This window comes from Nostoc sp. DedQUE04 (genome assembly GCF_034530995.1).
Lineage (GTDB): Bacteria > Cyanobacteriota > Cyanobacteriia > Cyanobacteriales > Nostocaceae > Nostoc.
In genome coordinates this window covers 64150-83641 of record NZ_JAVRCA010000038.1, presented here as the reverse complement: position 1 = coordinate 83641, position 19492 = coordinate 64150, and the positions used below count along the sequence as shown (strand labels likewise).

Annotated in this window: 19 protein-coding genes and 1 pseudogene; 9 read left to right on the top strand and 11 right to left on the bottom strand. The window is 40.9% G+C overall.

Features of this window, described 5'->3' with window-relative positions; genetic code table 11:
- The first annotated feature begins 44 nt into the window (after positions 1-44).
- Positions 45-1148, top strand: coding sequence for a Gfo/Idh/MocA family oxidoreductase (locus tag RM049_RS23510; RefSeq protein WP_322705871.1), 1104 nt, complete (start codon positions 45-47; stop codon positions 1146-1148).
- 25 nt (positions 1149-1173) lie between these two features.
- Here the strand turns inward: RM049_RS23510 and RM049_RS23505 are convergent, their stop codons facing one another.
- Positions 1174-3306, bottom strand: a complete 2133-nt coding sequence (locus tag RM049_RS23505) for a sensor histidine kinase (RefSeq protein WP_322705870.1) — start codon at positions 3304-3306, stop codon at positions 1174-1176.
- A gap of 291 nt (positions 3307-3597) precedes the next feature.
- Between RM049_RS23505 and RM049_RS23500 the strand changes: the two genes are divergently transcribed.
- The 4 genes from RM049_RS23500 to RM049_RS23485 all read left to right on the top strand — a co-directional run bounded on the left by RM049_RS23500 (position 3598) and on the right by RM049_RS23485 (position 6742).
- Entirely contained in the window at positions 3598-4338 is a 741-nt protein-coding gene (locus RM049_RS23500) for a RibD family protein (protein ID WP_322670343.1), read from the top strand.
- A gap of 155 nt (positions 4339-4493) precedes the next feature.
- The gene (locus RM049_RS23495; RefSeq protein WP_322705869.1) at positions 4494-5675 is read left to right on the top strand and encodes a GNAT family N-acetyltransferase; all 1182 of its coding nucleotides are present in this window, start codon (positions 4494-4496) and stop codon (positions 5673-5675) included.
- 64 nt (positions 5676-5739) lie between these two features.
- Positions 5740-6219 (top strand): pentapeptide repeat-containing protein, encoded by a 480-nt coding sequence (locus tag RM049_RS23490; protein ID WP_322705868.1) that lies wholly within the window; start codon positions 5740-5742, stop codon positions 6217-6219.
- 139 nt (positions 6220-6358) lie between these two features.
- Entirely contained in the window at positions 6359-6742 is a 384-nt protein-coding gene (locus tag RM049_RS23485; protein WP_322686399.1) for a DUF4346 domain-containing protein, read from the top strand.
- A 73-nt stretch (positions 6743-6815) separates the two neighbouring features.
- Here RM049_RS23485 and psb32 read toward each other — a convergent pair whose 3' ends face one another.
- Positions 6816-7553 carry a photosystem II repair protein Psb32 gene (psb32, locus tag RM049_RS23480; RefSeq protein WP_322670340.1) on the bottom strand — a complete coding sequence of 246 codons (738 nt, stop codon included), beginning with the start codon at positions 7551-7553 and terminating at the stop codon, positions 6816-6818.
- A gap of 477 nt (positions 7554-8030) precedes the next feature.
- Here psb32 and surE point away from each other — a divergent pair, with 477 nt between their 5' ends.
- On the top strand, positions 8031-8711 hold the full coding sequence (gene surE, locus RM049_RS23475) for a 5'/3'-nucleotidase SurE (RefSeq protein ID WP_322690727.1): 681 nt from the start codon (positions 8031-8033) through the stop codon (positions 8709-8711).
- 182 nt (positions 8712-8893) lie between these two features.
- The gene (locus RM049_RS23470) at positions 8894-9517 is read left to right on the top strand and encodes a hypothetical protein (protein ID WP_322705867.1); all 624 of its coding nucleotides are present in this window, start codon (positions 8894-8896) and stop codon (positions 9515-9517) included.
- 128 nt (positions 9518-9645) lie between these two features.
- On the opposite strand, the gene RM049_RS23465 is transcribed toward RM049_RS23470, so the two are convergent.
- Complete coding sequence (locus RM049_RS23465; RefSeq protein WP_322705866.1) at positions 9646-10143, bottom strand: hypothetical protein; 498 nt, start codon at positions 10141-10143, stop codon at positions 9646-9648.
- A gap of 681 nt (positions 10144-10824) precedes the next feature.
- Between RM049_RS23465 and RM049_RS23460 the strand changes: the two genes are divergently transcribed.
- Entirely contained in the window at positions 10825-11277 is a 453-nt protein-coding gene (locus tag RM049_RS23460; RefSeq protein ID WP_322705865.1) for an Hsp20/alpha crystallin family protein, read from the top strand.
- A 124-nt stretch (positions 11278-11401) separates the two neighbouring features.
- On the opposite strand, the gene RM049_RS23455 is transcribed toward RM049_RS23460, so the two are convergent.
- The 3 genes from RM049_RS23455 to RM049_RS23445 all read right to left on the bottom strand — a co-directional run bounded on the left by RM049_RS23455 (position 11402) and on the right by RM049_RS23445 (position 13243).
- On the bottom strand, positions 11402-12124 hold the full coding sequence (locus RM049_RS23455; RefSeq protein ID WP_322690724.1) for a hypothetical protein: 723 nt from the start codon (positions 12122-12124) through the stop codon (positions 11402-11404).
- Between the two features lie 394 nt (positions 12125-12518).
- A complete protein-coding gene (locus RM049_RS23450; protein ID WP_322705864.1) occupies positions 12519-12872 on the bottom strand; it encodes a hypothetical protein in 354 nt (117 codons plus the stop codon).
- 143 nt (positions 12873-13015) lie between these two features.
- Complete coding sequence (locus RM049_RS23445; protein WP_322670333.1) at positions 13016-13243, bottom strand: hypothetical protein; 228 nt, start codon at positions 13241-13243, stop codon at positions 13016-13018.
- Positions 13244-13633: 390 nt separating this feature from the next.
- Between RM049_RS23445 and RM049_RS23440 the strand changes: the two genes are divergently transcribed.
- Positions 13634-14086 carry an Hsp20/alpha crystallin family protein gene (locus tag RM049_RS23440; protein ID WP_322705863.1) on the top strand — a complete coding sequence of 151 codons (453 nt, stop codon included), beginning with the start codon at positions 13634-13636 and terminating at the stop codon, positions 14084-14086.
- A 135-nt stretch (positions 14087-14221) separates the two neighbouring features.
- On the opposite strand, the gene RM049_RS23435 is transcribed toward RM049_RS23440, so the two are convergent.
- The 5 genes and pseudogenes from RM049_RS23435 to RM049_RS23415 all read right to left on the bottom strand — a co-directional run.
- The gene (locus RM049_RS23435; RefSeq protein ID WP_322705862.1) at positions 14222-16402 is read right to left on the bottom strand and encodes a CHASE2 domain-containing serine/threonine-protein kinase; all 2181 of its coding nucleotides are present in this window, start codon (positions 16400-16402) and stop codon (positions 14222-14224) included.
- A gap of 193 nt (positions 16403-16595) precedes the next feature.
- The gene (locus tag RM049_RS23430; protein ID WP_322705861.1) at positions 16596-18698 is read right to left on the bottom strand and encodes an FHA domain-containing protein; all 2103 of its coding nucleotides are present in this window, start codon (positions 18696-18698) and stop codon (positions 16596-16598) included.
- A complete protein-coding gene (locus tag RM049_RS23425) occupies positions 18695-18898 on the bottom strand; it encodes a DUF6760 family protein (protein WP_313931140.1) in 204 nt (67 codons plus the stop codon). The genes RM049_RS23430 and RM049_RS23425 overlap by 4 nt, the downstream gene beginning before the upstream one ends.
- Positions 18841-19224 carry a phage tail assembly protein gene (locus tag RM049_RS23420; RefSeq protein ID WP_322705860.1) on the bottom strand — a complete coding sequence of 128 codons (384 nt, stop codon included), beginning with the start codon at positions 19222-19224 and terminating at the stop codon, positions 18841-18843. Before RM049_RS23420 ends, RM049_RS23425 begins: the two co-directional genes overlap by 58 nt.
- A gap of 64 nt (positions 19225-19288) precedes the next feature.
- Positions 19289-19492 (bottom strand): annotated as a pseudogene (locus RM049_RS23415) (hypothetical protein); the annotation flags it as partial.

The following is a 19492-nucleotide window of genomic DNA, read 5'->3' as shown; positions in this document are numbered from 1 at the left end:
AAATGACAAATGACAAATGACAAATGACAAATGACAAATGACAAATGACAAATAAAATTAATATTGCTGTCATCGGAGTTGGGCGTTGGGGAGTGCATCTGCTGCGGAATTTTTTAGCACATCCTAAAGTAAATGTAGTTGCTGTAGTAGACCCCCATCCAGAACGATTAGCGGCGGTCAAGCAGCAGTTTAACTTAGACGAAAATGTACTCTTAACAACCCAATGGCAGGATTTAAAGACAGTGCCAGGGTTGACTGGAGTGGCGATCGCAACTCCAGCTACCACCCACTATGCTTTAATTAAAGACTCTCTCCAACAGGGATACCATATTTTGGCAGAAAAGCCCCTAACTCTTGATCCCGCAGAATGTCGGGAACTTTGCCAGTTGGCAGAGCAGCATCATTTAATACTGATGGTTGACCATACTTATTTATTTCACCCAGCGGTTGAGCGAGGAAAAACTGTAGTACAAGCGGGGAAATTAGGTGATTTACGCTATGGTTACGCAACGCGCACCCATTTGGGGCCTGTCCGCCAAGATGTTGATGCGCTCTGGGACTTAGCTATTCACGATATTGCTATCTTTAACGCTTGGCTAGGTCAGACCCCTGTAAAAGTACAAGCAACGGGTACAGTATGGCTACAGGGAGCAGGGGAGCAGGGGAGCAGGGGAGCAGAGGTAGGTTCATATACAGATTCTGTGCCTCAAGGTTTGGCTGATTTAGTATGGCTAACACTCACATACCCAGATGGCTTTCAAGCTTATATTCATTTGTGCTGGCTGAATTCTGATAAACAGAGACGCCTGGGGATTGTGGGTAGTCTTGGCAGCTTGATTTTTGATGAAATGTCAATATCATCACCCCTAACCCTGCTACATGGTGAGTTTGAACAGCAGGGGAATCAATTTATTCCTGTGAATCAAAAGCAGGTAGTGCTGGAATTAGAGCCAGGAGAACCATTGGGGCGGGTTTGCTCCTCCTTTGTTGTCTCAATTCTTAACAATACTCCCTCAGAGGTTTCGTCTGGGTGGGTAGGCACTAAGTTAGTAGAAATTCTTGCTGCTCTAACATTATCTCTTAGTCAAGGTGGTAAACCTGTTTTTTTGAGCGATCGCATCGTCAAGGAGCAAAAGTCTCAGGAGTAGTGATGAATATGGACTTTTGACTAAATTACGTCTTGAAAGTCCCATTTGCACAAACTCCTCCTTTTGGAAGACTTACCAAGATAGTTTGTAAGGGCGAAAGACGAATCTCGCAAGTCTCATTTCCAAAGAGCAACTGGGACTTCGGGAGCTTTTCTTTGTCTAGCTCTACTTTTACAGATTTGTTGATCCCCAAAGAGGAACTTCCCCCAGACTCCTGTAGGCTGGGATAGCGGCTTGCTTTTACTGGCTCATTGCCAGAGGAGAATCCAAGATCCCCGACATTTGCTTCTTTATTTGGAATAGCTAACAGCGAGATATCAATCAAAGGTAAGGTAATTTTCAGTGTCGTACCTTGATGAAGTCCCGCACTCTCAAGAGTAATGCTACCTCCCATGAGTTCGATTAAGTTTCGTGAAATCGCTAGTCCCAGTCCAGTACCTTCAAACTGGCGTGTTGTAGTGCCATTCACCATTACAAAGGGGCGAAATAGTTTATGCTGTTGAGTCGGATCGATACCTATACCTGTATCTTTCACAGCTACTACCACCTGAGATTTACCATTAATAGATTGGATTTCTGTTGCAATGGTGATGCTCCCGGTGTCGGTGAACTTGGTGGCGTTGCCGATAACATTAATCAGCACTTGCTTCAGTTTTCCCGCGTCTGCCTTAATTGGTATCGCTTTGGAAGTTAACTCACATTTCAATTGCAAGCCCTTTTGCTGGACATTAACTGATTGTAAATTAATTACCTCTAACAATAGTTGTCGGAGGTCAATTGGTGTGGAAACAACTGAAAGCTTACCTGCTTCAATTTTAGAAATGTCGAGTAAATCATTAATAATACCTAACAAGTGAATCGTTGTTTCATCGGCACGTTTGAGAAACTCCATTTCTTCTTCCCGGTCATCACATAAACCTTCTTCAACCAGACGAATACAGTTAATAATAATATTTAATGGGTTTCTCAATTCATGGGAAGTCGTAGCCAAAAACTGGCTTTTAATTTGGTTAGCACTTTTTGCTTCTTTCCAAGCTATTTCTAATTCTTCCGATCCCGCTTTCAGCCGTTCTACCATTTGGTCTAATGCTTGAGCTAGTTGATTGAATTCCCGAATTTGAAAATTGTGCGGAACTGGTTGTGCGGCATGGTGAGAGTGAATATTGAGAGCGTAGTCTCGCAATTCTTCTACAGGACGGGCCAAGTAAGGAGCTAAATATAAGGATGCTAACAAACTTGCGCCAATCAAACCAACTGTCAAAACGATCAGAATTAATTTGATTTCCTCTAAACCAAAAAGCGCATTATCGACGCTAGTAACAGCTAAAACTATCCATTTTTGCTGCTGCTGTTGAGTGAGTGGATTTGGAATTGCTGTATAACCAGCGACTAATTCTTTTCCTTCGGTAAAAGATAAATTTATCGAATCGTTTTGTCCCGTAATTGCATTTTTAATTATGCTTTTGATTTGGGAAGCATGAGGGTGCTGATTGATGTTAGTTCCCACCCAATCTGTCAATGGGTGTGCCAAAATTGTGCCATCTTCAGCAATTACTACCATAGCGCCTGTGAGCGATCCCGGCGGATTTTTGGTTTGTTGGGATAATGCAGATTGAATACTTAAGCTGTAAACTGAATTTCTTCGGCTATCAAAGACTGGTGCAGATAAAACTAGTTGCAGTTGCTGATTTTGTGTGTTTCTTTTTCCAGTCATTCCTGCTTTTGGCGGTAAGATTGCTTTGACATCAATTCCCTCACTAGGGAAAGGTAATCTCAATTCGCCAATTTCTCGATCCCCACAGCTACTGGCAATTATTTTGTGGCTTTGGAGATTTGTTAATTGGATGCACTCAATACTAGCTGGAAGTTGTTGCCTTAACTGTGTGAGAATTTCTTGCTCTTGTATAGGCGAATCCGATGGAATCACCGTTGTTTTGCTTACACTCTGCAAATTAGCTTTTAAGATTGCGATCGCATCACCAATTCTCTCCCCTTTACTGATGGCGCTTTCTGTTAAATTTTGCCGTGCAGTTCTCAATATACTAGTACGTGCCTTATTCAAGGCAACAATTTCCCCTACTAGTAAAACTGGGACAAACAGCAACAATATTCTCGTTACTAAAATTCGACGGAAGGAAGATTGGCGGGAATTAGTCATCAAGTGTCTCACTTTGCACCTGCAATCTACAACACCAAAGATATGCAATTAAACTAGCTAGATGAGACATTTTATTAAATTATCAGAATTTTATTTTCAATGTTTAAAAATAACAAATTGCTATAATTCAAAAAGAAACGTGGTATACCAAAACTCGTATATGCTAGATGTAGAAGCGATTTGTGTTGCATATCAATACAGTGGTGAAATATCAAACAGTAGCTTGCAGGTATGGTTTTTTGAAAATCTACATACGACTAAAGTAAATATTAAAACTATCAAATCAATTTAATGTTGCAACATCGTCCTCATACTACAGTTGTTTTAGCAATGAGTGCAGATGGCAAGATAGCAGATTTTAAGCGATCGCCTGCTCGGTTTGGCTCAAGGGTTGATAAAGTGCACTTAGAAAAACAAATTGCTGCCTCTGATGCCGTTTTGTTCGGTGCTAGGACTCTGGATGCTTATGGAACAACACTTACTGTAACCGATCCAACTCTAGTGCAACTCCGGGCGCAAGGAGGGAAGCCTCAGCAACCAGTTCATATAGTGATTACAAACTCTGCAAAGCTTAATCCGGAAATTCACTTTTTTAAGCAACCAGTTAGACGCTGGCTACTCACCACAACAGCAGGGGAATTTTCGTGGAAAGAACGCTTACAGACGCTTCACTCAACTCTGGGAATCAAAGTACAGGAGTACCCTCCAGAATTTGAGAAAATTCTGGTTTTTGAAACACCAACGCGAGAAATTGACATTATCGCAGCTTTGAAGTATCTAGCCACTCTACATATAACACGCTTGGCGATCTTGGGTGGAGGTGAATTAGTCGCTTCTTTGGTGGAATTAGACTTAATTGATGAATTATGGCTAACTGTCTGTCCGCTGATTTTAGGTGGTAATACTGCACCCACACCCGTTGAAGGGAAAGGATTTTTACCTGATTTGGCTCCTAAGTTACAACTCATAGAAGTTCATACAGTTGAGCAAGAGGTGTTTTTGCACTATCGCCTGCAACGACCAGCAGATTAGATTACGCTAAGTTAAGTTATTTATTGGGCATTGGGCAATTCAATTTTGGATTTTGGATTTTAGATTTTGGATTAAATTTCAATCTAAAATCCAAAATCTAAAATCTAAAATTCTTACTCCCCCGCTCCCTACTCCCTACTCCCTACTCCTCTAAGATGGTGGAACAACTTAAGCCTCGCTATTCTGTCGTTTGGACGAACAAAATTGCTGAAGTACCCCAAAATGCCTGGAATGCTTTGGCAATGCCACTCAAAACGCCATTTTTAGAATGGGAGTGGCTGAATAATCTCGAAACTTCCCAGAGTGTTACGGCTAAAACTGGTTGGTTGCCAAATCACTTGACATTGTGGCGAGATAAAACGCTGATTGCTGCTGCGCCACTTTATCTTAAAGGACATAGTTCTGGTGAATTTGTTTTCGATCATCAATGGGCAGAGTTAGCCGATCGCATCGGAGTCCAATATTACCCAAAATTGCTGGGAATGACACCATTTACCCCAGCAGAAGGTTATCGCTTCTTAATTGCCCCAGGAGAAGATGAGGATGAAATCACAGCGCTGATGGTGCATGAAATTGATACTTTTTGCTCCAAAAATCGGATTTCTGGGTGTCATTTTCTCTACGTCGATCCCCAATGGCGTCCGATGTTAGAACGGCATGGCTTTACAACTTGGCTGCACCACAGCTATATCTGGGAAAATACTGGTTTTAAAACTTTTGATGATTACTTGAAGGTGTTTAACGCCAATCAGCGCCGCAATATCAAGCGGGAACGCAAAGCTGTGGAAAAAGCAGGTTTACGATTGCAACCACTGAGTGGCGATCAAATTCCTCAGTCTTTGTTTCCCTTGATGCACCAATTCTATGCTGACACCTGTGATAAGTTTGGCTGGTGGGGTAGCAAGTATCTCACACGGAGATTTTTTGAGCAGCTACACACCGATTATCGCCATCGAGTCTTGTTTATTGCCGCATATAGCGAGGAAGATAATTCTCATCCTTTAGGAATGTCTTTTTGTTTATTTAAAGATGACAAACTCTATGGACGCTATTGGGGGAGTTTTCAAGAAATAGATTGCTTACATTTTGATGCTTGCTATTATGCACCGATTGAGTGGGCGATCGCTAACAATATCCAAATTTTTGACCCTGGCGCGGGTGGGCGACACAAAAAACGGCGCGGTTTCCCCGCTATGCCCAATCACAGTCTGCATCGCTTTTACAATAATCGTTTAGGAAAAATTTTACTTCCCTATATTAAGGAAGTGAATCAACTCGAACAGCAGCAGATTGAGGCAATTAATGCAGAGTTGCCATTTAGTGAGAAAAATACTTGAGAAAAAGGAACTACTCGATAATCAACACAGCGTTGATGTTGTAAATAAGTTCAAGAGAATATTTATGAATCGTGATGAATTGATTAGAAGATATGCTGCTGGGGAAAGAAACTTTTCTGGAGTCAACTTGGACGGGGATTTGTCGGGGATTGACCTGAGTGGTGCTGACTTTACTGGGAATAAAATGGACGAGTTTTATTTTGAGCGTGCCATCTTGAAGGGTGCTAGTTTCGTCAATACCCAATTGGCTCAATCCTGTTTGGATGGTGCCGATTTGACCGAAGCCGATCTCAGAGGTGCTAGATTGTCTTACGCGAACCTCAGAGTTACTAACTTGACCAACGCTGACCTTAGAGGCGCGAGATTTTCCAACACTAGGTTCGATAGAGCTAATCTTACCGGGGCTAATTTGAGTGGAACTGATTTGGGGGGATGTATTCTATGCGAAGCTAACTTGACTGGAGCCAATTTGGAAGGATCTCGTCTGCGTCGCATTACTTTTCGTAACACCATCATGCCAGATGGCACTATTCGGAATAGTTGAGTCTAATTCTCTGATTTTCTTTTAAGTAAAAGGAATCAAAAATATCTGAAAGATATCAAGAAGACTAAGGAAGATAGGAATTACACTTGATATAGAGTGTAAAAACCCTGAAAAAAGAAAATTTCTTTTTATAATGCTTATGGATTTAATAGTTGAAGATTTAACTGCAATTGATGATAAACTTTCCCAGCGTCATATTGACCTCGATCCCGGTGGATATTTCATTATTTACTTAGATCGAGACGCAGGGTTAATTTATGCCAAGCATTTTACAAATGTGATTGACGATCGCGGTTTAGCTGTCGATCCCGAAACGGGAAAGGTAATTCCGGCGCGAGAAAAGGTAGAACGAACTCATACAACAGTTTTTAGCGCCAGAACGGCGAAAGAACTTTGCGTGAAAATTTTTGAAGAAACTCAGCCCCCTCCTGTAACTCAATTAGATCATGCAGCTTATTTAGGTCGAGAATTTGTTCGGGCTGAGGTAGCTTTAGTTACAGGGCAAGAGTATGTTCAAGATTAAAGTTAGGAGTGAGGAGTTAAAAGTTAAAAGTTAGAAACTCCTAACTCCTAACTCCTAACTCCCCACTCTACAATTACCCATTAGAAGAGGGCTGATTTATCTGATAGATATAGTAAGTTGCCATTGGGATAACGGTGGCAGCAATTAACAATCCTACTACCCAAGCAGTAGCGTTACCTTGATTGGTTTCTTCTGCTTTCTTGTAAGTGCCTTCAACCTGCACATTGTCAGTTATTTGGGGTGGGCCTGGATCGGTTTTACCAGAGAGAACGGCGACAAGGCGATCGCTGGCATCGAGAAATGCCTGGTTGTATTTGTCACCATTGCGTAACGGCACACTTACTGTTTCAGTAGCTACACTCTCGGCAATAGAGTCAGTAAGCAAAGGCTTGACTTGATCCCCAGTAATGATAGCAGTACCATTGGTAACTGTATCAATAACCAATAAAGTTTGATTGGCTTGGGCTGCTTTTGTTGGAAACCATTTTTCAAACAGTTCTTTAGTAAAGCTTTCTGGTGTTTCGCCATAGTCGAGTCGGCGAACAGTAACAATTCTGACTTCCTTATCTGTTTGCTTTGCCAAATCTTTAAAAGCGCTGCTAATCTTGCCTTCATTCAGACGGCTGATGACTTCACCTTGATCCAAAACCCAAGTGTCATTCCCTGCTGTCAGGCTGGGTATTTGATACACACCTGTGGCTAAAGCAGGTGTGGTAAACAGCGAGGCTGCGAAAATAACCGTCACCAAAGGTAGAATTAGCCGGATGAGGTGTTTTTGACTGCTAAAAACTTGTTTGAGGAGCTGTTTCATCGTGTGATCCCTAAGACAGACTTGCACCAAAAATACTACAGAACCACTGCAAAAATCACCTCGTTCCCGATTTTCTTCAGTGTAAAATTTCTGATATTCTCAGCAAATATGTATATTGTACGGGATTTTTGATTACACAAACTTCTGAGGGCGGTTGCAAGCATTCACCTGACGCTAAACCTCTTACTAGTCACAAGAAATACCGCCCATTTTGGGAATTAACCCAAATACTGAGGGCGGAATTTGCAAACCATCTAGAAATCATATCGCATGATTTATATTTTGGTTCAGCAACGCCATATTTTTTCATATCTGCGAGTAGCTTTAGATATCTGAGTCAAAAAGAATGTCAACACGTTATCCTGCTAGCTCTCTACAAGAGTTGTAGACAATGCATATTTAGTTTCTAGAGATGTCTATGTGATGGTTTATATCTGCATTTTTCTGATATTTTAGCTAAATCAATATCATATATACATGACTATACTTTTAACTAACGACGATGGCATTGATGCCCCTGGTATCCAAGCGCTGCTCAAAGCTGTAAACGGCAAAAATTCTATTATCGCTGCTCCTGCCGATCATCAGTCTGGCTGTGGACATCAAGTTACTACTACTCGTGCTATCAACCTCCAGCGACGTTCTGAGACTGAGTATGCGATCGCAGGGACTCCCGCTGATTGTGTGAGAATTGCGTTAACACAAATTCACGCAGATGTCAACTTTGTACTTTCAGGTATCAACGCTGGGGGAAACTTGGGAGTCGATGCCTATATTTCTGGCACAGTTGCCGCCGTGCGAGAAGCCGCGATGCACGGTATTCCCGGAGTTGCCATTTCCCACTATCGCAAAGCCAAGCAGAATTTTGATTGGGATTTAGCTGCCAAATTCACAGCTGAAGTTTTAGCGGATTTACTCAAGCGTCCCCTAGAACCAGGAAGCTTCTGGAATGTGAATCTGCCGCATCTGCAACCAGGAGAACCACATCCTGAGATGGTATTTTGCCAAGCCTGTACCAAACCTTTGCCCGTGAACTATCGAATTGAAGGCGATAATTTTTATTATGTAGGAGAATATAGCAAACGCGATCGCACTCCTGGCAGCGATGTAGATGTATGTTTTTCCGGTAATATCGCCGTCACCCAGTTAAGAGTTTGATATCAGCCATTAGTTAATAGTTAACTGTTACCACCTTTTAGTGGGTATTCAGGAAAGCTTGGAAGAGTATTAATTAATCTTATAGCTATTGTTGGTGCGATCGCGATCGAAATTTTCAAGGATTTGAAATCTGGTAAAGTTTCAGTGGTACTAAACACTAATTTCAAAAAAAGGAGAAATTTATGCAGTTTCTCAAACTTGTTCTTGTCGCTCTCGTATTGATGGTGAATCTGCTAATTGCTCAACCCTCTTGGGCAGGTAAGGATTTCACTAAGGGGGCTGACTATGCTGAGGTAACTCAGGCACTCAATCAACTTCTAACTGTCAAGAATACACCTGAGCAGGCGGGCTATACACCAGAGCAATTCCAGCAGCGACTGGCACAATTGCAGTCTCAGAAAAATGTCATAGAAACAGCTAGAAAGCGGGCGCAGTGCCGCAATGAAACTGGAAAGACTTTGGCAGTCTATGCCAATAAACCAAAAAAAATTCCAACCCAACTCTACTTTCTGGGCGCAGGAACAATCACCGATGATGATTGGGATTGCGATGGTATTTACTTACCCGCAGGTTCTCAAGTGGTTTTAGGCCCAAACGCTCAACCACAACAACTGACCCAACCTATCGCCGTTAAGTTTGTCGATGGCACACAGTCTCTTGCTAGAACCAATCCAGCTACTGGTGCAATTGAATTGAATGTTGAACCTGCGAAAGTATTCAAGGCGGGTGAGAGTACCTGGTTGCTCCCTAATTTTTCCCAAGCTGATATCGATACGCAAATTCCCACCCCACAACTCATTGACTAAAGAAATGGCATAATTTTAACTGCGATCGCATTTCAGATATACTCTCGAATTTTTCACTCATCACTTCCGAGGGGGAATATAAAGTATCCTCCAGCCCAGAAACTTTCTTTGATAAAATTCCCCACCCCCTACCATCTTCGATGGTGACCCCATCCGTGGAACCCTCCTCCAAATCCGAAGTGGAACCCTCTTCCAAATCCGAAGTTGATGCCATAAGTAGGATAGGGCGACACATAGATGGGATAAGGGTTGTAGATGTAAACAGGAGAAGGCGCTACGGTGTAACCATCATCATCACAAATCTGAGTGGTATGTTGCACAATTGTTCTAGGTACAACATTCTCTTGCCCAGCATAAGGTAGATTCAAATAACCATCCTGAAAACCACGAGCGAATTCACCTCCCACAGTCCGAGGTTTATAAGCTTCTCTGTTCCGAGCGCTTTGTTGTCCTTCTCGAAAACCATTTGTATAAGCATTGGGGTGGTTAGCCGCCGATTTGAGTACCCTATTATCAATAACAGGACGACAGTAAACAACCCTATCAGCTTTAGCGGCTTGGGGAAAAAGTAAAGACGTTGAGCCAGCGATTAAGCTAAATATTGCAGCAACAACTATTTTCTTCACAGCTTTTAACCTCATTTATGCTTAATGCTTTAAGCCTGTTAACTTTAATTATAAAACCTGAATTATCAGGTGAGATGAGCCAAAAATCATAAATCCTTTGTCAACATCCTTGCCTTTAGATTAGGGGATTCTAGTCTAAAGTTTTAGGAATACCACGGCGCAATAGTTTATTTATTCTCCCGTGAGTTCCTGCACAATGACCACACCCCAATCGCAATAATATTTTCTGTGATTGTTGTGCTTGCGGTTATGAGTGGATGAATTCAGCATTTGATGTTACTTGTATTCAATGCAGTTGCAAAGATGTAGAGAGTATTTCATCTTAATAGTTTCCCGATGATTAAATCGAAATGCTGATTGAATAGTGCGATGGTGAGGCGAGTAGAGCTTGGATGTTGTTTTGGAAATATAAGCGATCGCCTGACTGCATATCTCCTTCAACAGCAGGTTAAGTAGTTGATTATTATTGGTCTTAATAGTTATTATTCTGGTTTACCGAACAGAGAAATTAGAGTAAACCGTAATCTTTTTTGAGGTCTGATTAAGTGCGGTAATCATCCTTTTGTTAGGTGATGATTACCGAATTTACAGGAGTTGGAACCATATTTATTATGAATACATAAGCACAAAACCAAGTGCAAAAACGATTAAACAATAGCTGAATTTTTCCGAGAAAGAGTTATGGTACTAGTTCGTTACAACCCCTGGCAAGAATTGAACGCTTTAGAACGTCACATCAACGGCTTATTAGGAGATACCAGAGTCCCATCTGCACGGCTTGAAAAAGGCTTTGTCAGAGTTCCGGCTGCTGAGTTGCACGAAACTGATGATGCGATTCATCTCAAGCTAGAACTGCCAGGACTGGAAGCTAAAGATTTAGATATTCAAGTCACCCAAGACGCTGTTCACATTAGCGGTGAGCGCAAATCTGAAACTAAAACCCAAGACAAGGGTATTACCAAGAGTGAATTTTATTACGGCAAGTTCCAGCGTGTAATTCCTTTATCTGCTAGGGTTCAAAATACCAATATCACCGCAGATTATAAAGACGGTATCTTGAATTTGACACTGCCTAAAACCGAGCAAGAAAAGAACAAAGTTGTCAAGGTTAATCTAGAACAACCTGCTGCATAGTGCGAAACTACTCACTTTCAATAATTGATTGAGATAGCTAAAAGCCCAGTTAGAGATGACTGGGCTATAGATATTACTATAATTTTCATAATATTTGCAATATTCTCCTGCATTGAGAGTTTCATCAAGACGAGCCTTGATTTTTGATTTGTTTAGATGTAGCTTCCATAAAATCGATAAAAACTTTTATAAGCTTATGAATTCCCTCACTACCTCCGGCAATTAAACCTCCTGTCAGTAATGCATCTAAACAACGGAAAATAATTACCTGTATGGGATTATCTAAATCAATAACTACAAGTGGTTCGATTGAGCGAATACCTATTGCGCTCATTAAAAGACCGAATAAAAGAGATGTCCATAGAGCAATTGTTCGTGTATCAGATTTATAGGCTGTTTTTTGGCGCTCTTTTTCATTGATATCATCCATTTGTGGCTGGAAAATTTTTAATGGTTCTTGTTGGTTCTGTGTAAAATTTTGGATGATTTGCTGTTCTAAACTCATTCCTTCTGGCGGGAGTCCGCTGATTTGATTAGATTCTAATAATTGCTTCTGTTGAACTTCCATAAGTCTTATCTTTTCAGACAGTAGAGCCTTTTTTTGCTCAATATTAATATCTAATTGTTCGACGAATGGGCCACGCCAAGTAGTTATAAAAACTTCTAAAGAACGCTCTAATAACAAAGAAATAAATAATTGTAATGTGAGTAACTGGACAATATCATTAACTCCAAATGGTTTTAAAATGAATGGTTTGGATGATAACCAAGTTGACAAAGTTACTACTAGAAAACTAATAATGATTAATACAATAAATAGAGGAGATTCGGGAGAAAGCTTTAGCAACGTATCTATACTCCTGTTTCGCGTCACAATATCTAACACAGCCTGGAGGTGAAAACTACACCTGCTGAGTAACTTAACAACGTTAATTTGATAGAACAGTAAATAATTTATGACCCGTCCCTTTTTTATAAAAGTGTGATGAGTCACGCCGTTGTGGGAGCAGAAAGCATTCTAGTGCTACTATGCATGGGACGACGCTAGAGCAAGTAGCAACCGTAGCACCAACTAAAAACCCCTCCAAGGTGTTGGAGGGGTCAAAGTAATTTTTGCAAATGAGATGGTGATTAGGGGGAGACAGCAGCTTTTCCTGCTCGGTTATGCATTTTCTTGTCAAAACAACCAAATGATAGTACAGCATTTTATAAATCCATTACGAACCTCTGTAAGTCTGTACTTAGTAAGATAAATCATTAGTGCTGTTGTCTGATGTCAACTGCAACTTGACAGCGTTTAGATAACCTTTATCATTCAAAGCTTGTGCTGGTAACTTTTTAGCGTTAACAGCAGTCTTAACCACATTTAATCCAGTCAGGTTTCCTGTTTGGTATTGAGATACCAAAGCGCTACCGCTAAGACTACCCTGTGCAGCATCAAAAGGTTTGAGGTAGCTGACGTTAGATGAATTGTTAGAATTGATAGCTATAGGTTCGCCACTATTGTTAGTAGCTATTTGAGTACCACCGATTCTAGGCAATAAAGCAATAGAAGTAACAATGAGTACAGAATCAATCAAGATAGAGAGTTTCATAGGATTATCCTTATTTATAGTAAAGTGCAATTAGTGTTCTTGAGTAATAGAGTCTTATTTTTTATCTGTCTTAACTTCCTGCACCCAGTTCACCTGAACGGTTGATTTGCTCCTCACCCATTCGGGTGATTGCATCCTACGGTTCATTCAAAGTTGCTAAGACCCATCATCTGATAAGCAAGAACAGCACTATCAAAGGTTTTGAGGCAATTGATATCTGTGGAATCGTTGCGTAAAGTATTAGATTTGATAGCTGTGTCGATTAATGTGCCACTCTTGCCATGAGTAGCTATTTGAGTCCTAGCGATTCTAGGTAGGACACTAGAATCAACAATGTGTGCAAAATTAAGCCAAGGAAAGAGTTTCATCATTGATGTTGTGTTGGTTAATAAATCGAGAGCTAAGTTCAGGACAAACTTGAACAGATATATATTTAACTGAGGTTATCTAAAAATTTATGCAACGCTGTTACTCAGTTGTAGACATAGCCCAACTGAGGCATCGTATTTCTAGGTTATCCCTTCAACAGCAGATTTATTGATTTAGTATGATTGAATCTAATTTGTCTATTCGGGTTTACCGAACAGACAAATTAGAGTAAACCGTAAAAATTTTTCTATCTAATTTGGTGCGGCAATCATCAATTAGTTGGTGTCAAAAACCGAATTTACAGCAGCTTTAAATCTACATAATATGAATATGTAAGCACAAGGTGAAGTGCAAAATTTATTAAACAATCCTAACTAAGACGAGGAAAAGTTATGACACTAGTTCGTTGGAATCCTTGGAGAGAAATTGACACTCTACAACACCAAATAAATAGTTTATTTGAAGATACCAGACTACCATCTGCATTGTTTTACAAAAGCTTAAGTAAAGTTCCTGCTGCTGAAATTCAAGAAACTGAAGATGCGATTCATCTGAAGATAGAACTGCCAGGAATAGAAGCTAAAGACCTGGATGTGCAAGTCACAGAAAATGCTGTTTACGTTAGCGGTGAGCGGAAATCCGAAACGAAAACAGAGGAAAAAGGTGTTACCAGAAGTGAGTTTCATTACGGTAAATTTCAACGCGTAATTCCTCTATCGGCTCGGATTAAAAATACTTACGTTACGGCAGATTATAAAGATGGCATCTTGAATCTAACACTGCCTAAAACTGAGCAAGAAAAGAACAAAGTTGTCAAGGTGAATTTGGAACAATCTGCTAACTAATGGTTTGCTTGCGATGTCTACGACGGGCTACGCCTACGCACTACTTTTCCTGCAATGATTGATTGAAATAGTTAAGAGCTTGGTCATGTAAATGACCGAGCTTTTTTATTAGCATTTTAGTATTAAAAAAAAGTACTAAAGACTTTCGAGATTTTTAAGCACCTCTGTGGCTGACTGATATCGTTGAGTGAAGTCGAAATGTACCATTTTATTTAAAATCATCACTAACTCGTCTGTAGCGTCAGTTAATTCGCGCCAATGTTGCCAAATCTGTTGATTAGCATCAGCTTGGCTTTGGATAATTATTTCACCAGTATTTGTGTCTCTACGAAACTCTCTGGGTTCTACCCCAGTTAAGCCTTGTATTCCCATAATTCCCAAGGCATAAATATCGCTGTTGAGTTTTGGCAACCCGCTCATTTGTTCAGAAGGTGCATAATTAGGAGTGCCAATTGAAATTGTCTGAGCTTCTTGCTGCTGGGGTTGAATCTGCTTAACAGCGCCAAAGTCAATTAAAACAATGTGCCGGTCTGATTCTCGCCTAATTAAGTTACTAGGTTTGATATCTCGATGGATTACACCATAGCTATGAACAAAAACCAGCACGTTTAAAACTTCTTTGAGTATCTCCACAACCTCAGCTTGTTTTAGTCGCTTTCCAGTAGCTAACTCTTTATCCATAGCGTGACCTCGAACAAATTCTTGCACTAAAGAAAATTGCCGATTTTCTTCAAAAAAAGCTAGCAGTTGAGGAATTTGTGGGTGCTTACCCAAAGTTTCTAAAATTTCTGCTTCTGCATCGAATAGGCGTCTGACAACATTTAAATATTCTGCATCTTGGCAAGGAGGTCGCAACTGTTTAACCACACACTGTGGATTACCAGGACGCTGGATATCGTCAGCTAAATAAGTATTGCTAAATCCTCCAGAACCCAAGGGTTGAGTAATTTTGTAGCGGTTGTTTAGTATCGTTCCTATTGCAATTTCTTGCCCGATGGAATCAACAATTACGGTTGGCGCTTCATTTGAGGCGTTGCCGCGCTGCCGTAAAAGACCTTGCAATTCTAGAATTAATTGTTGATGTTCTTGAACCCTTTGGGTAATTTCTTTTTGCTCTTGCTTGGTTTGATAAGCACTATAGGCAAGAACACTCCCGGCAGTAAATACTAACCCCAACGCCGGAGGTATGACTGGAAACCATCCAGCTTGGTTAAAAATGACAAAATTGGCTCCAAATAATACTGCCAGAGCTGTTACTGCTGCCAATCCTAAGCCTAGCGGATGTTGAATTCGCCATACCAGCAACCCACCAACTACAGTCCATCCCCATATCCAAAGGACTTTACTCCACTCAGGTAAAAACCAAAATAGAGGTTGTTTGTTCAGAACAGCACTGAGAATTTGACTAACGTTGTGGGCATGAATTTCAATTCCGGCCATTTTGCCAGAATTATCTGACTTACCGCTAGCAAAGGGCGTATTAAAAATATCATTTAAACTATTGGCTGTTGAACCAATCAAAACGATGCGGTCTTTAACTAAATCTGGTTTAACTTGATTTGCAAGTACTTCTGTAATAGTTATCTGCTGGGCAATCTGATGACCAGAACGGTAATTAAGCAGGATTTGGTAGCCATTGGTATCTGCTTTTTCATAGCCGCCAGCGTTACTTTGCAGGGGTTTAAATACAGTATTACGTAGTTGTAGTTCCTTTTTGGGGGTAAATTCTAGTTGGATGCCTCCAACTTCTAAATATTTGAGCGCTAGTTGTAAGCTAAAAGAATAGGTACTTTGACAAGAATCGGACTCCTCTGCACTTACCAATAAGAGGTTGCGGCGAATTGTGGCATCAGTATCTTCTACGACATCATTAAATCCCACTCGCTCTGCTTCAACGCCTTTTGGGGGTGCTATTCCCGGATTGTTAGAACCAGAATGTTTGCAAATGGGAATGATGATATCGCTCTGTTGGAGGCGTTGTAGTAGCTTGTCATGACCAGGCGGTACTGGTAAGTCACGAAAAATATCTAGACCAATGACTCGCGGTTGATATTCTTCAAGTTTGCCTAATAGTCGGTCTAGAAGTTCGCTAGACAAGGGCCAATTCCATTTTTGGATATCTTTTTCAGTTAAAGCAACAATCAACAAACGAGTGTCTGGGCCTGAGTCGGCACGTAATTGCATCATTTGGTCGTAGACTTTCATTTCTAGAGGCTCGAAAACCCCCAGTTTTTGAATTCCTACTAACAGAAGTGTTGCGATCGCACTTGAAACAATAACTGGCTGTCTAAATAAACTTTTAAAACTTACAACCATTTTTGCAATCGATTTTACTTTAAAATATACGTATATTTTGAGATTTTTTTTTAATATCGAAATTATTCTACGCAATTTGCAACTTTTCAAAAAATATAGTCATCATATTTTACTTGTAAACCTCAACAGACTCAAATCCCCGACAACTTTTACGAAGTCAGGGATATTTTTGTTCATAACTGATTTAGAATTGTTATATGTGTTTCAGATAATGCACAATCGCCTCTGCCGTTGCCAAATTAGTAGCCAATAAAACTTGATTAATAGTGCATAATCTTAACAATGCTTCTTCATTTGCTTGACCAGGCTGAGGTTGCAGCAAATCTCGCAAGAAAATAACTGCTACAATTTCTCCGGCTCCAACCAATGAAGCAATTGTTTGATATCCTCCAGAAGTTGGTGCGGGGGTTTGTTGACTAATAGTTATCCCTGCCTGCTGATGTAAAAGTTCACTAACAGATGGCCAGGTAATTGTAAAACTCTGCGAGAAAAATTCCTGATGTTCCAAAACCAACTCAGCAAGTTCTGATTTCTTGCTTTCATGAGCAATCAGTACTATATTTCTTTCAATGATTGCTTGAGGAGGCTCACTAACATTTGTTTCTTCTGGAGTTTCATCAAAACGATCTTCTTCTACTTGCGGAATTTCTTCAATAGTTTGACTTATGCTCTCAGTAGCTCCACTTTCTGTTGTTTCCAAAGATGGAATATCAGTTGAGTCAGAAATATTACTTATTTGTGCAGCAACACCATCAACATATACACTAACTTCTTCAGCACTTGCATTATTCAAATCAATGTATTGATTGCTTAAAACTTCCGCAACGGCATCATCAGGCGCAGTTGATGCTTCAGAAACTTCGCTTATGGTTTCATCCGCCGTAGAAGTAGGTTCTAATTCGTCAACATCTGCGCTGTCTGCTGCTGTAACTGACGTATCCCAATCTATTGCTTCATCAATGATATCCCGTGTAACTTGGCTCTGTTCCTCTGCTGCTTGTGGCTGAATCTCTTCGTTTTCAACAACTTCACTGGTTTCTTCTGCGACTGGCGTCTCCAAATTCACTACTTCATCGTGAGTAGTTTCATCAATGATATCCCGTGTAACTTGGCTCTGCTCCTCTGCTGCTTGTGGCTGAATCTCTTCGTTTTCAACAACTTCACTGGTTTCTTTTACTACTGGCGTATCCAAATTCACTACTTCATCGTGAGTAGTTTCGGGAATGTCGCTTTCCTCCTCAGATACATGGTGGAAAATATCGCGCGGCTGGACGGAGGTAACTTCTGCTGCTAGTGCTGCCTCCAACTCTGCATTTTCATTGTAGGTAGTTTCTGGAGTGGCGCTTTGTACAGGAACTTCGTTGAAAATATCACGTGGCTGTACGAAGGTAACTTCTGCTGCTAGTGCTGCCTCTAACTCTGCATCCTCGTCGTAGGTAGTGTCTGGAGTAGCACTTATATCACGCTGTTGTACGAAAGTAGATTCTGTCGCCAGTGCTGCTTCAAAATCTACAGCCTCATTGTGGCTAGCTTCTGGAAGAATACTTTCCTCTTCAGGAGTTTCAATGATGTTTTCAGGTGCAGCTATGGCGTTATCAGGTTCAGTCAAAGAAACTTCTGAGGCTTCGCTGACTTCTGGAACTTCGACTTTTTCACTATCGGCGCTGACTTCTGGTGTAACTAATGTTCGCAAATCCACAATATCATCACGAACATCGTGTGGAACTTCGCTAACTGCTTCTGGTGTTTCAACAACAGGGATGACATCATCAGGTTGAGTCGAAACAACTTCTGAGATTTCGCTGATTTCTGAAGAAGGGGGTGCTTCTACTCCGGAACTAATTGGCGGTGGAACTTCGCTAACTACCTCTGCGGCTGGATTAACAACATTGGCAGCGCTGACATTTTCAGGCGATCGCGATCGAGAAAACAGTGAAGGATCTATAATCCTAAAGACTGTCTCTGGTTGCTCATAAACGGGAGCAACTGCCTCCAAAATCAAAACATAATCTGCAATCCGAATAATATCTCCATCACTCAAAGAATATGGTCGATCTTTTTCAGCCTGTTTCCCATTAACTATTGAGCCATTTCTACTACCAAGGTCAGAGAAGTAGTAATTTCCACTTTTAACAAAAAACTTAGCATGTACCCGACTGATATCAGGGCTGTCTAGGATTAAATCAGAATCAGGAGAACGGCCTATCAGCCATTCTCCTCTGGTTGGAGTTTCTGTGGTAAGGTCAACTTCATTGACTTCACTTAAATTTGGTGAGTAGCTAACTTTTACTTTCATATTAATTTTTGGTTAATTTTATTGATTTCTGCCACCCAGCGCTGACGGGTAGTGTGTTCTAAATTTAAAATATCATCTTGTGACCAGTGGAAATGATAAGCAATAAAAGCTACCTCCTCATATAAAGTATCAGAGGGGTAGCTTACGACTCCCCCGCTAGTTCTAGCTCCACTGAAAATTGAGTATTGCAATGGGGACATTGTGTCGGAATGTGTACATTGCCTTGTTGATTGATTCGATTGTAAAATTCTCGGAGATAGGCAATGTCATGTAGGAGAAGTCCTTCGAGTAAATCAGGACTAACAGAATTGAAACTGCCCAAGCGAGTAATAACCCGTGCCAGGATTACCAAAACACCGTAAGCCGGATTTTCTTGAACTTTGCGCTCTTGTTGCACCAAAATTTCATCTTTAGCGGTGGCTAAACGCATCACCCCATGACGATGTACTCGTTGTTCGCTATCACTCAATCCTCTGGGAAGAGTGAAAGCAAATTCTGTGCAGAGAGTATCCTTTTTACGGCGCATAGGTTATTGAATTTGGGCATTGGGTATGAGTCTCTGACTGGTTCCTAGCCTGAAGGCTGGGAATCTATTCTGGGAGGCTCCGCCTCCTCTTTGTTGATAAGAGGTAGAACCTCTGGGAATACATTCCCAGCCTGGAGGCTGGGAACGAGGCTAATGAGTCTTTGAACTCCATTAATGAGCCTTCGATACTCATTAATGAGGCTTTGAACTCCTTTAATGAGCCTTCGATACTCATTAATGAGGCTTTGAACTCCTTTAATGAGCCTTC

What these genes read in the sequence shown, in the direction of transcription:
- surE (WP_322690727.1), top strand. Translation starts at nt 8,031, where the DNA reads ATGACTATACTTTTAACTAACGACGATGGCATTGATGCCCCTGGTATC.
- RM049_RS23510 (WP_322705871.1), top strand. Translation starts at nt 45, where the DNA reads ATGACAAATAAAATTAATATTGCTGTCATCGGAGTTGGGCGTTGGGGA.
- RM049_RS23425 (WP_313931140.1), bottom strand. Translation starts at nt 18,898, where the DNA reads ATGTCCCCATTGCAATACTCAATTTTCAGTGGAGCTAGAACTAGCGGG.
- RM049_RS23500 (WP_322670343.1), top strand. Translation starts at nt 3,598, where the DNA reads ATGTTGCAACATCGTCCTCATACTACAGTTGTTTTAGCAATGAGTGCA.
- RM049_RS23460 (WP_322705865.1), top strand. Translation starts at nt 10,825, where the DNA reads ATGGTACTAGTTCGTTACAACCCCTGGCAAGAATTGAACGCTTTAGAA.
- RM049_RS23450 (WP_322705864.1), bottom strand. Translation starts at nt 12,872, where the DNA reads ATGAAACTCTCTATCTTGATTGATTCTGTACTCATTGTTACTTCTATT.
- RM049_RS23490 (WP_322705868.1), top strand. Translation starts at nt 5,740, where the DNA reads ATGAATCGTGATGAATTGATTAGAAGATATGCTGCTGGGGAAAGAAAC.
- RM049_RS23440 (WP_322705863.1), top strand. Translation starts at nt 13,634, where the DNA reads ATGACACTAGTTCGTTGGAATCCTTGGAGAGAAATTGACACTCTACAA.
- RM049_RS23505 (WP_322705870.1), bottom strand. Translation starts at nt 3,306, where the DNA reads ATGACTAATTCCCGCCAATCTTCCTTCCGTCGAATTTTAGTAACGAGA.
- RM049_RS23435 (WP_322705862.1), bottom strand. Translation starts at nt 16,402, where the DNA reads ATGGTTGTAAGTTTTAAAAGTTTATTTAGACAGCCAGTTATTGTTTCA.
- RM049_RS23495 (WP_322705869.1), top strand. Translation starts at nt 4,494, where the DNA reads ATGGTGGAACAACTTAAGCCTCGCTATTCTGTCGTTTGGACGAACAAA.
- RM049_RS23430 (WP_322705861.1), bottom strand. Translation starts at nt 18,698, where the DNA reads ATGAAAGTAAAAGTTAGCTACTCACCAAATTTAAGTGAAGTCAATGAA.
- RM049_RS23470 (WP_322705867.1), top strand. Translation starts at nt 8,894, where the DNA reads ATGCAGTTTCTCAAACTTGTTCTTGTCGCTCTCGTATTGATGGTGAAT.
- RM049_RS23445 (WP_322670333.1), bottom strand. Translation starts at nt 13,243, where the DNA reads ATGATGAAACTCTTTCCTTGGCTTAATTTTGCACACATTGTTGATTCT.
- RM049_RS23420 (WP_322705860.1), bottom strand. Translation starts at nt 19,224, where the DNA reads ATGCGCCGTAAAAAGGATACTCTCTGCACAGAATTTGCTTTCACTCTT.
- RM049_RS23485 (WP_322686399.1), top strand. Translation starts at nt 6,359, where the DNA reads ATGGATTTAATAGTTGAAGATTTAACTGCAATTGATGATAAACTTTCC.
- psb32 (WP_322670340.1), bottom strand. Translation starts at nt 7,553, where the DNA reads ATGAAACAGCTCCTCAAACAAGTTTTTAGCAGTCAAAAACACCTCATC.